Origin of the sequence: Sphingomonas sp. SKA58 (genome assembly GCF_000153545.1) — a bacterium.
GTDB lineage: Bacteria > Pseudomonadota > Alphaproteobacteria > Sphingomonadales > Sphingomonadaceae > Sphingobium > Sphingobium soli.
The window spans coordinates 1406146-1418477 of record NZ_CH959306.1; the positions used below are offsets into that span (position 1 = coordinate 1406146).

Sequence of the window (12332 nt, forward strand, 5' to 3'; positions counted from 1 at the left end):
CGTGCCAACGCCAGTCCGGATCGATCCGCTCATTACACGCAGCCAGATATGCCGCATCAGTCGAGATATTGCTGCTCATAATGGGCGCTGGCGCACCATGTGCCTCGGTCAAAACGACATCCTGTGAAATGAGTCTCGTTGGGCTCGCTCTATATCAGCGGGAACGCTCAGCCAATGCCGGGTCCGAAACGGATATTCTTGATGCGCGTTACTCCCGAAGCGGATCGGCTTGGGTCTGGCCATGCGCCTTCCGCCGACCCCACAGTCGCGGCATGTCTGGCCCCAGCGCTTTTGCCGTGACGATCCTGGATAATGGGTGGCGCCCCCGGCGCATTCTGCCCGTCCGCCATCACTGGACGGCGGTCCTGCCCGACTTGGTGGTCGACGGCCACAACTGGATTGCCCTCATGCAGCGCCGCCCGCCGCATCAGGCCGCGTCGCCAGGACCTGACGACATCACCCTGACCCGCGCGATTATCCGCAGCGTCAGACCACTTGACCTGCGGGTGGCGGATCACCTTATCGCCGCCGGGGATCAGTGGTTCAGCTTTCGCGCCGCCGGTCTCCTCTAAAACGCATAAAAAAAGCGCGCCTGCCCGCTTGCCAGCCCGCAAAGCCGTCTCTATAGGCGCACTCCTGCCTTACGGGGCCGCTTTCGAAAGCGGCTTCGGCATCGGTCGGGGAATAGCTCAGCCTGGTAGAGCACTGTCTTCGGGAGGCAGGGGCCGGAGGTTCGAATCCTCTTTCCCCGACCACATTTCTTTTCGGCAAATGACGCGGAAATCACAGCGGACCGGCTTCTTGCCGTGTCCGCTATTCGCTGTTGGGCGCGCCTTCATCCAGCATAACTATTTTCGACAGATGACATGTGTCGAAAGCGGCGGAACCAAAGTTGTCCGATCGTAAAAGATGTTTGACCCCGCCCGTCCCGGCGGCAATGATGCCGTCTTATCAAGCCAATACGGCCAGTGGCCAGATATTCGGCATAATCCGACCCGCATCATGCGGGCATGGGCAGGTGGGAGACACATCTTGCATAGACGCGATTTTCTGGCCTTCGGGGCCATGGGCGTGGGCGGCCTCATGCTGCCGGCTGCTTTCGGGCGAGTGATCGCCGCAGAAGCGCTGGATAGCGCCATCGACGTTGCGGTGAAGAAGCAATTGGCGGACGCCGCGATGAATGCGGCCAAGAGCGCCGGCGCCACTTATACCGACGTGCGGATCGGCCGCTATCTCCGCCAATTCGTCATTACGCGAGAACGCAATGTCGAAAACATCGTCAACACCGAATCGACCGGCGTTGGCGTCCGCGTCATCGCTGACGGCGCGTGGGGCTTTGCCGCCACCAACGACATGACCGCTGACGCCGTCGCCAAGGCTGCGCGCGAGGCCGTCGCCATCGCCAAGGCCAATGCGCCGGGTCAAAGCGCGCCGGTTCAACTCGCGCCGGTCAAAGGCGTGGGCGAAGTCAGCTGGCGCACGCCGATCGTCAAGAACAGCATGACCGTGCCGATCAAGGACAAAGTCAATCTGTTGATGGGCGTCAATGCAGCCGCGCTCGACGCAGGCGCCAGCTTCATTCGCTCCACGCTGTTCCTCGTCAACGAACAGAAATATTTCGCCAGCACCGATGGCAGCTATATCGACCAGGACGTGCACCGCATCTGGGCGCCGATGGAAGTCACCGCCGTCGATCAGGCAAGCGGCAAATTCCGCACACGTGAAGGCCTGTCCGCCCCCATGGGCCTGGGCTTTGAATATCTGGACGGCGCGGCATCGGGCAAGACCGTGCTGCCCAACGGCGTAACCGTCTACGGCCAGTCCTATGACATGAAGGAAGACGCGATCGCCGCGGCCAAGCAGGCCAAGGCGAAGATTGCCGCACCTTCGGTCAAGCCGGGCAAATATGACCTGGTGCTTGACCCGTCGCACACCTGGCTCACCATCCATGAATCGGTCGGTCATCCGCTCGAACTCGATCGCGTGCTGGGATATGAAGCCAATTATGCCGGCACCAGCTTTGCCACGATGGACAAGATGCAAAGCCATTTCCAATATGGCAGCGACAAGGTGAACATCGTCGCCGACAAGACCCAGCCTGGCAGCCTTGGCGCCGTCGCCTATGATGATGAAGGCGTGAAGACCAAGAAGTGGGACCTGATCCGCGACGGCAAGCTGGTCGGCTATCAGGCGATCCGCGATCAGGCGCATATCGAGGGCAAGACGGAATCGGACGGCTGTTGCTATGCTGACAGCTGGTCCAATGTGCAGTTCCAGCGCATGGCCAATGTCAGCCTGGAACCCGGCAAGCAGAAAATGAGCGTTACCGACATGATCGCCGACGTCGAAGACGGCGTCTATATCATCGGCGACGGCAGCTTCTCGATCGACCAGCAGCGTTATAATGCGCAGTTCGGCGGCCAACTCTTCTACGAGATCAAGAATGGCAAGATCGGCCAGCAGATCGAGGATGTCGCCTATCAGATCCGCACGCCCGAATTCTGGAACGCCTGCGCGGGCGTCTGTGACGCCAGCGATTATCGCCTCGGCGGCTCCTTCTTCGATGGCAAGGGCCAGCCCGCGCAGGTGTCCGCCGTATCGCATGGCTCTTCGACCGCGCGCTTCAATGGCATCAACGTCATCAACACCGCGCGTTCGCTCGGCTGATACGCTTTAGGAGATAAACAGATGAGCATCTTTCCCGAAGCGCAGGCCAAGGCGATCCTGACCAAGGTTGTCGGCTTTTCGCAGGCCTACGAATGCACCGCGCAATTAAATGGCGCGACGCGCGGCAATGTCCGCTTCGCCCGCAACGACGTATCGACCGCCGGTGTGACCGATGACGTCCAGCTCGCCGTGCAGGTCGCGTTCGGCAAGCGCGTGGGTACCGCCACGATCAACCAGTTTGACGACGCCTCGCTCCAGCGGGTGGTACGGCGCGCCGAGGAACTGGCGCGACTGGCACCGGAAAACCCTGAATTTATGCCTGCGGTGCCGCAGCAGACATATCTCAAGACCAACACCTTCAGCGCGCCGACAGCCGCCATCGACCCGGCGTATCGCGCAAAGGTCGCCAGCGATTCGATCGGGCCGTGCCGCGCGGAAAATCTGGTGGCGGCAGGCTATCTCGAAGATCAGGCGGGCTTCGTCGCCTTCATGAACAGCAAGGGCAATTACGGCTATCAGACGTCGACCAGCAGCGACTATACCTGCACCGTCCGCACGCAGGACGGCCGGGGATCGGGCTGGGTCGGCCATAATGTTCAGGACGTCGCCCAGTTCAACGCGGGCGAGGACATCCGCGTCGCCATGCGCAAGGCCAGCGCCTCTGCCGGTGCGCAGGCGCTGGAACCGGGCAAATATACCGTCATCCTGGAGCCTGCGGCTGCGGCTGGCCTCGTCGCCTTCATGATGTATTTCTTCGACGCGCGGTCGGCGGATGAAGGGCGCAGCTTCCTGTCGAAAAAGGGCGGCGGCAACAAACTGGGAGAGCAGGTCTACGGCCCGCAGGTGACGATGTTCACCGATCCGGCCTATCCGGGCGCAGCAGTCTACCCCTGGGATGACGAAGGCCTGCCGCGCAAAAAAATGCCCATCATCCAGAACGGCAAGCTCATGAACATGAACTATAGCCGCTATTGGGCGCAAAAGCAGGGTAGGCCCGAACAGGCCGGGTTCGGCAACATCATCATGGAAGGCGGCACAAAGTCGACCGCCGACCTCATTCGCACGACCGAACGCGGCATCCTGGTATCGCGCACCTGGTATATCCGCATGGTCGATCCGCAGACCGTTCTGCTCACCGGCCTGACCCGCGATGGCACATTCTATATTGAAAATGGGCAGATCAAATATCCGGTGAAAAATTTCCGCTTCAATGAAAGCCCGGTGATCATGCTCAACAATGTCGAGGAATTCGGCAAACCGGTTCGGGTGAAGAGCGACGAATCGGATACCACCATGGTTATTCCGCCGATGAAACTACGCGACTTCACCTTCACCTCGCTTTCGGACGCGGTGTAAGGGGAGTCGGCCGGAGGATGACGCGCGCCGACTTTCTCCGGTTGATGGCGGGCGGCCTGTCCAGCGCTATGCTGGCCAGGCCGCTGGCCGCGGCAACGGGTGGCTATGATTTCTGGTTCACCCGCCTTCGCTATGATTCGGGCGATTGGGATGTTGATCAGCGCGCGCCGTCCAACATCATCACTTCGCTCATCGACTACACCACCCTGCGCGTCGACCCCAAGGAGCATGTGATCGCGCTGTCTGACCCCAGGATGCTGACCGCGCCCTTTTGTTACATGGCCGGTCACAAGCTGGTGGAATTTTCGCCGGCAGAGCGACGGAATTTTGAACGCTATGTGCGCAGCGGCGGCTTTGTCATGGTCGACGATTGCAATCACGACATTGACGGGCTGTTCGCCCGCTCGTTCGAAGCCCAGATGGCCAAGATTTTCGGCCCCAGCGCCCTTGTCGAACTGCCGGACAGCCACGGCATCTATCGCAGCTTCTTCAAATTCGACGGCCCGCCCAATACCGCGCTCGAACTCAATGGCTGGGGCGACGACCTCGTCCATGAGTATCTCAAGGGCATAGAGGTGAATGGCCGCCTCGGCGTTCTTTACAGCAACAAGGATTATGGCTGCGAATGGGATTATGACTGGCGCAACAAACGCTTCTTGGCCGAGGACAATACGAAATTCGCCGTCAATATCGTGATGTACGCGCTGTCGGTGTGACTTTCCAATCGCACGTCATTCCCGCGGAAGCGGGTACTTACCTCCTGCGCTCTCCATTTCCGCACCTTTCGGAGATGGAACCCTGCTTTCGCGGGGATGACACTGTCAAACAAGGGCCATCACTATCATGACCGACCTTACCGAAGCCGATATCCAGGCTCGCCTCGCGCGCCTGGCCGACTTGCGCGCCGCCATTGGCCAGGCCATCGTCGGACAGGCCGATATCGTAGAGCAACTACTGATCGGTCTTCTGGCTGGCGGACATTGCCTGCTCGAAGGCGTGCCGGGTCTGGGCAAGACGCTTCTCGTCCGATCCTTGGGCGAAGCGCTCAAACTCGATTTCCGCCGGGTTCAATTCACGCCTGACCTGATGCCAAGCGATATCCTTGGCACCGAATTGCTGGAAGAGGATCATGGCACCGGCCATCGCAGCTTTCGTTTTCAGCAGGGGCCGATCTTCACCAATTTGCTGCTCGCCGACGAACTCAACCGCACGCCGCCCAAAACCCAGGCGGCGTTGCTGGAGGCGATGCAGGAAAAGACCGTTAGCTATGCCGGCGTCACGCATCAGCTTCCCCGCCCTTTCTTTGTGCTTGCGACCCAGAATCCGCTTGAGCAAGCCGGCACCTACCCCCTCCCCGAAGCGCAGCTTGACCGCTTTCTTCTCCATGTCCGCGTGAATTATCCGACCGAGGAGGAAGAACGCGCCATTCTTGCCCAGACTACCGGCGCAGGCGGCGGCATGGTGCCGACGGTCATGCAGGGCGAGGAAGTACTCGCCCTCCAGAAGCTGGTCCGCGATGTCAATTTGAGCGACGATCTTTTGGCTTGGGTCACCCGCCTCGTTCGCGCCAGCCGTCCCGCCGATACCGCGCCGGAAGAGATTCGCAGATATGTGAAATGGGGCGCGGGCCCGCGCGCCGGACAGGCATTGATCCTCTGCGCCAAGGCGCGGGCTTTGCTGCAAGGGCGGCTCGCCGCTACGCGCGAGGATATCGCCGCGCTCGCCGCGCCGGTCATGCGGCATCGGCTTCTGCTCTCCTTCGCGGCGGAAGCAGAGGGACGCAGCGCTGACGACGTGGTTGCCGCGCTCGTTCGTGCGGTGCCTTTGGCCTGATCCGCGCAGCCATGGCCGACTTCCTCCCCCCAGACGTGCGCAGCCGCCTTCGCGGACTGCGCCTCGTCACGCGTCGGGCCGTGGGGTCGCACGGCATCGGCCTGCATCAAAGCCATAGCCGGGGCGCGGGCCTGGAATTCGCGCAATATCGCGCTTATGAACCGGGCGACGAATTGCGACAGATCGACTGGAAGCTCTACGCTCGCTCCGACAAATTCTTCGTGCGCGAAGCGGAACGCGAAAGTCCGGTCGCGATCTGGATCCTGATCGACGCCAGCGCATCGATGGGTCAGAGCGATGCCGCGCGACCCGATTACAGCCGCCTGGATGCCTCCAAGGCGATCGCTGCGGCCATCGGCGAACTCGCGATGCAGCAGGGCGATCGGTTCGGCCTCATCGCGCTGGGTGATTCAGGGCTGCGCTTGGTCCCTCCCGCGATGGGATTACGCCAGCGCGACCGAATGATGCTGGAGTTGCTGGACATAGCCGCAGCCCGGACCTTCGCTTCCAACGATCAGTTAGGCCCCTTGTGGGAAAGGATCGGCACGCATGATCTCGTGATTATGCTTAGCGACTGTTTCGACAACGGAGCCGTGGCCTTGGTGGAGAAGCTGGCATCGGCAGGGCGCGAAACGCTGGTGATCGAGATGCTGACGGTCGCCGAAAGGGACTTTCCCTTCACGGGAGGCTTTCGATTCCGCGACCCGGAGACCGGTGAGGAACTGCTCGCGGACGGTGCCGCGCGGCGCACAGAGTTCCTTGCCCGCTTTGGCGCTGCGCGGGAAGCGCTGCACGCCCGTCTGGACGCCACCGGTATACGCCACGTAGCGCATGTGCTGGATGAGCCTGTCGATCTGCCCCTGCGTCGCCTGTTTGCGGCGCCTGGCACGGCGGATTGAGCGCGATGGGTTTTGGGCTTCTGTTTCCAGCCGCTCTAGCGGCGCTGGCTGCGCTGATCGTCCCGCTGGTCATTCATATCGCCCGCCGCAGCGAGCAACAGCCCACGGATTTCGCTGCCCTGCGCTGGCTGCGCCAGAAGCCACGGCCGCGTTCCCGCTTGCGATTCGACGAATGGCCCCTTTTGCTGGTGCGCTTGCTGCTCCTCGCGTTGCTTGCACTTCTTCTGGCCCGGCCGGTGCTTTGGGGCGCTGCCGATGACCGACCTTATGTTGCGGTTCTTCCCGGCGCGCAAGTCGACCCAGCGGCCTATCCCGCCGCCCGGCTTCACTGGCTTGCTCCCGGTTTCCCGAACATCGACGCTCCCGAACCGCGCGGTCGTATTCCCGTCGCCAGTCTGATCAGACAGTTGGACGCCGATCTGCCACAGAGCGCAGCCCTGACGATCGTGACGCCACGGATCATCACGGGCACCGACGCCGACCGCATCCGGCTGTCGCGTTCGGTGAAGTGGGAAATCCAGCCAGGCGCCATGCCACAGCGCTCATCCTCCAAACCGCCTGGGCGATCACTCTCCGTCCGTCATGACGAAGCGCATAAGGACGGCGCGCGCTATCTGCGCGCGGTCGCCGACGCATGGCAGCTTGAGAAGCAAAAGGATGCTCCCCCAAGCGCCGACCTGACCGACCCGCTGCCCGATCACCGGCAGAGCCTGGCTTGGCTGGCAGCCGGCAGCGTATCGCAGGCTGTGCGAGACTGGGTATCTCAAGGCGGCACTTTGCTGCTGCCATCCGACGCCCAATTGTCCGAAAGCACTCGCTTCGTTACGGTCTGGCGCGACGAGGACGGCTTGCCGCTGGGCGAAGCGGCACGCCTTGACCAAGGGTACGTGCTTCGCCTGACCCGCCCGCTCCGCCCCGATGCCATGCCGCTGTTGCTCGACGCGGATTTCCCCCTACACCTCCGTGCAGCACTCTGCCCTGCATCCCCCCCACCCGATCGTGTTGCTGCTCGCGATTATGCTCCAATGACGGGGGCGCGTGCCTATGACTTGCCGCCACAACCGCTCGCGCCATGGCTCGCCTTGATTATTGCGCTGCTGTTTGGCGTCGAACGCTGGCTTGCGTCCCGACGCAGTCGGAGCATAGCGCCATGAGCGCCCAAAGGTTTTTTTCTCACTGGGTCGCCCCGGCGCGGCGTCGATCCTTCCTCGACACGCTTGGCCTCGCCCTCCCCGTCCTGGCCGCGCTGACGGCCATCGCCTGGCGCATCTCAGGTCTCGCTGCCGCAGCCGCCTTGTTTCTGGCTGGTGGCGCGCTCGCGCTGGTCCTCGCCCGTAGGCGCGCCACGCGCCAGGACCGCGCATGGCTCATCCACAGCCTGGACGCGAGTCGCCCGGAACTGGAGGATAGCAGCGCCCTGCTTTTCTCCCCACCAACAACGATCACACCGCTTCAGGCGCTACAACGCGCGCGTATAGCCGACCGGCTCGATCAGGCCTCACCGCACGACCTTGTCCCCCGCTGGTCGAAGCAATGGCTGCTCGGTCTTTTCTGCGTCGCAGCCGTCATCGTCGCTGGCGCGCTGCTTTGGCCGAGGCCAGGTGAAGGCCCACCACGTCTCGCCCCCAGCCAGGAAGGCATCGCTACCGCGCCCGGTCTCCCGCGTCTCGTCGCACAGAACCTGCGCATATTGCCCCCAGCCTATACGGGGCTGCCCAAGCGCGATTCCGCCAAACTCGACGTGCAGGCGCCGCTTGGCTCGCGCCTTGAATGGACGTTGCGGTTCGATCCGGAAGCGCAAGGCCCGCGCCTGTTGTTGGTAGATGGCAAGCCTCTGCCGCTCCGCCGCGATGGCGACAACTGGGTCGCGGGCCTGACGCTTGATCGCTCATTTCTTTACCGGGTTGATCCCGCAGCTGATCGGGGGCCCACCCCGCCGCTCCACCGCATCGATGCGCAGCCCGACAACCCGCCGCAGGTGAAGGCGCTCACCCCTGCGCTGACTATGGTAAAAGCTGGTCAGCGTAGTTGGACCCCCGCCTTTGCTGCAACCGATGATTATGGCGTCGCGTCGTCCGCGCGCTTGCGGATCACGCTCGCGATCGGCGAAGGCGAGAATGTGACCTTTTCCGAACGTGAAATTCCTGTCAGCGGTACCGGCGCGGCACAGGACCGGCGGTTCGCCCCTGTTTTGAATTTTTCTTCTTTCGGCTTTTCCGCAGGTGGGGACATGGTGGTCCAACTGATCGTCCACGACAATCGCACCCCTTCACCGCAAGAAGTGCGCGGCCCTAGCCTCATCTTGCGCTGGCCTTCGGCGCGCGCGCCCGAAAGCGGTGGCCTGGAAGGCATGGTCAACACCACTCTCCCGGCCTATTTCCGCAGCCAGCGTCAGATCATCATCGACGCCGAAGCCCTGCTCAAACAAAAGCGCGCCCTGTCGTCCGACCGTTATCTCGCCAAATCCGGCACGATCGGCAACGACCAACAGATACTAAGGGGCCGCTACAGCCAGTTCCTCGGCGGAGAGGAAGAAGGCGAGCCAGAGCTGCCCACTGCCGACGCCGAACATCATTTCGACGGCGATGGCCACGATCACGGCCCACCCCTCAAACCCAGCCCCGGTTTCGGCGCGCCTGAAGATGTGCTGGCGGAATTTGGTCACCCCCATGACGAATCGCCTGCCTCCAGCCTCGATCCGGAAACGCGGGCGATCCTCAAAAAAGCAGTCGACGAAATGTGGGGATCGGAGCGGGAACTCAAACAGGGTCGGCCAGACCTCGCGCTGCCCTATGCCAATCGTGCCCTACGCTTCATCAAGGAGGTGCAGCAAGCGACCCGCATCTTCCTGTCGCGCGTCGGGCCGGAACTCCCGCCTATCGATCCGACGCGGCGGATGACCGGCAACCGGGAAGGCATTGGCAACCGTACGCTTCAGCTCGCGGGAATCAAACGCAGCGATGGACCGGCCGCGGCAGCATGGCGCGCGCTGGAAAGCGGCGCGGTTCCCGACCCGACGGCGCTCGGCAACTGGGTCCGCGCCAACGCGGAGCGGCTCCCCGATCCGCTCGCGCTGACCGCCGCGATCGACGCCGTCCGGCAGCAACCACGTTGCGCAGCCTGCCGCGCTCGCCTGCAAGGCCTCCTCTGGACCGCCATGGAACGGCCGACAGGCCAGCCCATGCCGAGACAGCGTCCCGATGCCATGGGCGCACGCTATTTGCAGGCTCTTCAGGGCGGCGGATCATGACGATTGAACATATTACTGCGGCAATCTTAGGCCTGGCCGTGTTGCTTGCGGCCGTCCGCCTGATCCTATGGCATCGCGCGTCGCCGCAGCCGCATCGGCCCCGCCTGATCGCGCTGCTTGTCCTGCAACCCGTTTGCGCAGCGTTGCTCTTCCTCACCCTGTATCCTCCGCCCGTTCCGGTTGGCGGCGACGTAATCCGCGTCGCGACGGCCGGTGCGCCGCAACTCGCCGAACCCGCCGGTGCGCCCACCCTGGCGCTCCCCGAAGCCGGCGACATGCAGGGCGCCGAGCATGTTCCCGATCTGGCCACCGCTTTGCGCCGGCATCCGCAGGTCCGGCGCATCACGGTGCTGGGGTCGGGGTTCACCCCGCGCGATATGGACGCTGCGTCCGGGCTCGACGTCGATTTCAATCCGCAACCCCCGCCCGCCGGGATAGTGTCTGTGACACCCCCACCCGTCGCTGCGCCGGGGGAAAGCTTCGGGGTAGGCGGCATGGTCACGCCATCGAGTAACATGGTCGTCGAGTTGCTCGATCCGGCCGGGCGCGTGACGGATGTCACCTCGCCCGACCGGCAGGGGCATGTCCGCCTGACGGGCACGGCCAGGGCGGCCGGAAACAGCCTCTTCACCTTGCGGGTCCGAACCAATGGCCGCACTCTCGCGCAGGCCTTGGTTCCCCTGACCGTGCGCGATCCAAAACCCTTGCGGCTCCTGCTCCTCGCCGCCGCTCCGGGACCGGAAATCAAATATCTGCGCCGCTGGGCGACTGACGCCGGGTTCGAAGTCACGAGTCAGATCAGTACAGGCGGAGGCATTTCGTTAGGCGACGCCCCGATCTCGCTCAATCCTGCCACGCTCGCGCGGTTCGACCTCGTGGTGATCGACGATCGCAGCTGGATCGCCCTGGGCGGACGGCGCGCCGCGCTCATGACGGCGGTGCGCAACGGCCTGGGCATGATCCTGCGTCCGACCGGCCCGCTGGATGCCACAACCCGATCGCAGTGGCGAAACCTGGGCTTCGCTCTGACCGGCACCAACAGTATTTCGCCCCTTGTTTTGCCCAAACCCGCTCCCGCTTCGATCGCCCGTACACGCCTTGGCATCGCGACCGAAACGGCGCCGGAAGATATGCGTCTGCCGGCCGATTTCATTCCAGACGTCAGCCGGCTCGCGCTTTCCCCCCTGGGCATGACATCAGCAGCCCTTCTGCAAGATGGGGGTGACGCGCCCATTGCCGCATGGCGAGCGCAGGGCCTGGGACGAGTGGCGCTTTTCACCGGGCTCGACAGCTATGCGCTGGTCCTGACCGGGCGGGCGACGCTGTATGACGATTGGTGGAGAGCGCTGGCCCGCGCTGTCATACGACCCGCGCCAAGCCCGGCCTCGCCCCCTGCGATCAGTTGGGCGGGCGAACGCCTGTCGCTCTGCGGAACAGGGCCTCGCGCATCGGTGCAGCAGCCTGACGGTTCCGCTGTTGCCCTGCAACCTGTCGGGGCGTGCGCCGCTTTCTGGCCGGTCAAAGCGGGGTGGCATCGGCTCATCACCAAGGATGGAAACGCTCCCTTTTACGTTCAGCCCGCCGACGCGCTGCCGGCCATGCGCAGCGCGCGCGACAGAGACGCAACCCTGCTGCTCCCGAATGCCCCGGCAATCGCCAGCGAAGCGACCCGCAATGCCCCCGGCACGGCGTGGCCCTTTGGCATCACCTGGTTGTTGGTCAGCGCGCTGCTCTGGTGGCTGGAACGCAGCCGGGTCGGGCGGTCTCAGCCGGCCCGGTCAAGCATGTAAAAGTCACGCAGCGCCCGCGCATCATGCAGCGCATTGTGCGGGACGCGGCTGTTCGCCGCTGCGCTGAAGCCCGCGGCGTTGATCAATTCCAGCTTCAGGCCGAAATCGACCCCGGCCATCCGCCCCGGCCCCGTCACCAACAACGCGCAGAAATGCGCAAGATCTTCCGGCCAGTCCGCGATAATCACCGGATCGGAATCGCCGGCCAGGTAAGTGGCGACAAGGTCGGCCGCCTCGACCCGATCCAGTTCATGGTCGATGCCCGGCGGCACGTGGCGCAAATAGGGAATGACGTGCCCCGCGACCCATGGCTCGATTACCTCTGGCAACGGCAGAGATACATAACATTCCTGATCGCCATGTTCCGGCACCAGCGCCACGCTGATCAGCGTGCCGCCAAAGCCATTGAATTCGGTGTCGAGAAAATAGCGCATGAAGAAAAAGGCTGCCTGTGGAGAGTCGGAAACGAGAGGAGACGGCGGATAGCATCGCCGGCGCTGGTCGGCCAACCACCGGCCAGTGCACGCGATCGCCTGT

Annotated in this window: 10 protein-coding genes and 1 tRNA gene; 10 read left to right on the forward strand and 1 reads right to left on the reverse strand. The window is 63.4% G+C overall.

What is annotated here, in order from left to right:
- Positions 1 to 272 precede the first annotated feature (272 nt).
- From SKA58_RS07345 to SKA58_RS07390, 10 genes are all read left to right on the forward strand, one after another.
- Positions 273 to 572, forward strand: a complete 300-nt coding sequence (locus tag SKA58_RS07345; RefSeq protein WP_009821759.1) for a JAB domain-containing protein — start codon at positions 273 to 275, stop codon at positions 570 to 572.
- A 106-nt stretch (positions 573 to 678) separates the two neighbouring features.
- Positions 679 to 755 (forward strand) — tRNA-Pro (locus SKA58_RS07350).
- Between the two features lie 277 nt (positions 756 to 1032).
- Entirely contained in the window at positions 1033 to 2667 is a 1635-nt protein-coding gene (locus tag SKA58_RS07355; RefSeq protein ID WP_037542257.1) for a TldD/PmbA family protein, read from the forward strand.
- A 21-nt stretch (positions 2668 to 2688) separates the two neighbouring features.
- Positions 2689 to 4023 carry a TldD/PmbA family protein gene (locus SKA58_RS07360; RefSeq protein ID WP_009821761.1) on the forward strand — a complete coding sequence of 445 codons (1335 nt, stop codon included), beginning with the start codon at positions 2689 to 2691 and terminating at the stop codon, positions 4021 to 4023.
- 17 nt (positions 4024 to 4040) lie between these two features.
- Positions 4041 to 4739: a DUF4159 domain-containing protein gene (locus SKA58_RS07365; RefSeq protein WP_009821762.1), complete on the forward strand. Its 699-nt coding sequence runs from the start codon at positions 4041 to 4043 to the stop codon at positions 4737 to 4739.
- 127 nt (positions 4740 to 4866) lie between these two features.
- The gene (locus SKA58_RS07370; protein ID WP_009821763.1) at positions 4867 to 5856 is read left to right on the forward strand and encodes an AAA family ATPase; all 990 of its coding nucleotides are present in this window, start codon (positions 4867 to 4869) and stop codon (positions 5854 to 5856) included.
- 11 nt (positions 5857 to 5867) lie between these two features.
- Positions 5868 to 6755, forward strand: a complete 888-nt coding sequence (locus SKA58_RS07375; protein ID WP_009821764.1) for a DUF58 domain-containing protein — start codon at positions 5868 to 5870, stop codon at positions 6753 to 6755.
- Between the two features lie 5 nt (positions 6756 to 6760).
- Positions 6761 to 7909, forward strand: coding sequence for a BatA domain-containing protein (locus SKA58_RS07380; protein WP_009821765.1), 1149 nt, complete (start codon positions 6761 to 6763; stop codon positions 7907 to 7909).
- The gene (locus SKA58_RS07385) at positions 7906 to 10005 is read left to right on the forward strand and encodes a DUF4175 family protein (RefSeq protein WP_009821766.1); all 2100 of its coding nucleotides are present in this window, start codon (positions 7906 to 7908) and stop codon (positions 10003 to 10005) included. Before SKA58_RS07380 ends, SKA58_RS07385 begins: the two co-directional genes overlap by 4 nt.
- A complete protein-coding gene (locus SKA58_RS07390; protein WP_009821767.1) occupies positions 10002 to 11795 on the forward strand; it encodes a hypothetical protein in 1794 nt (597 codons plus the stop codon). Before SKA58_RS07385 ends, SKA58_RS07390 begins: the two co-directional genes overlap by 4 nt.
- On the opposite strand, the gene SKA58_RS07395 is transcribed toward SKA58_RS07390, so the two are convergent.
- Entirely contained in the window at positions 11771 to 12229 is a 459-nt protein-coding gene (locus tag SKA58_RS07395; protein ID WP_009821768.1) for a hypothetical protein, read from the reverse strand. The two genes, SKA58_RS07390 and SKA58_RS07395, sit on opposite strands and share 25 nt — an antisense overlap.
- Between the last annotated feature and the right edge of the window lie 103 nt (positions 12230 to 12332).

Coding starts and splice junctions, on each gene's coding strand:
- SKA58_RS07345 (WP_009821759.1), top strand. CDS start 273: ATGTCTGGCCCCAGCGCTTTTGCCGTGACGATCCTGGATAATGGGTGG.
- SKA58_RS07360 (WP_009821761.1), top strand. CDS start 2,689: ATGAGCATCTTTCCCGAAGCGCAGGCCAAGGCGATCCTGACCAAGGTT.
- SKA58_RS07365 (WP_009821762.1), top strand. CDS start 4,041: ATGACGCGCGCCGACTTTCTCCGGTTGATGGCGGGCGGCCTGTCCAGC.
- SKA58_RS07370 (WP_009821763.1), top strand. CDS start 4,867: ATGACCGACCTTACCGAAGCCGATATCCAGGCTCGCCTCGCGCGCCTG.
- SKA58_RS07375 (WP_009821764.1), top strand. CDS start 5,868: ATGGCCGACTTCCTCCCCCCAGACGTGCGCAGCCGCCTTCGCGGACTG.
- SKA58_RS07380 (WP_009821765.1), top strand. CDS start 6,761: ATGGGTTTTGGGCTTCTGTTTCCAGCCGCTCTAGCGGCGCTGGCTGCG.
- SKA58_RS07385 (WP_009821766.1), top strand. CDS start 7,906: ATGAGCGCCCAAAGGTTTTTTTCTCACTGGGTCGCCCCGGCGCGGCGT.
- SKA58_RS07390 (WP_009821767.1), top strand. CDS start 10,002: ATGACGATTGAACATATTACTGCGGCAATCTTAGGCCTGGCCGTGTTG.
- SKA58_RS07395 (WP_009821768.1), bottom strand. CDS start 12,229: ATGCGCTATTTTCTCGACACCGAATTCAATGGCTTTGGCGGCACGCTG.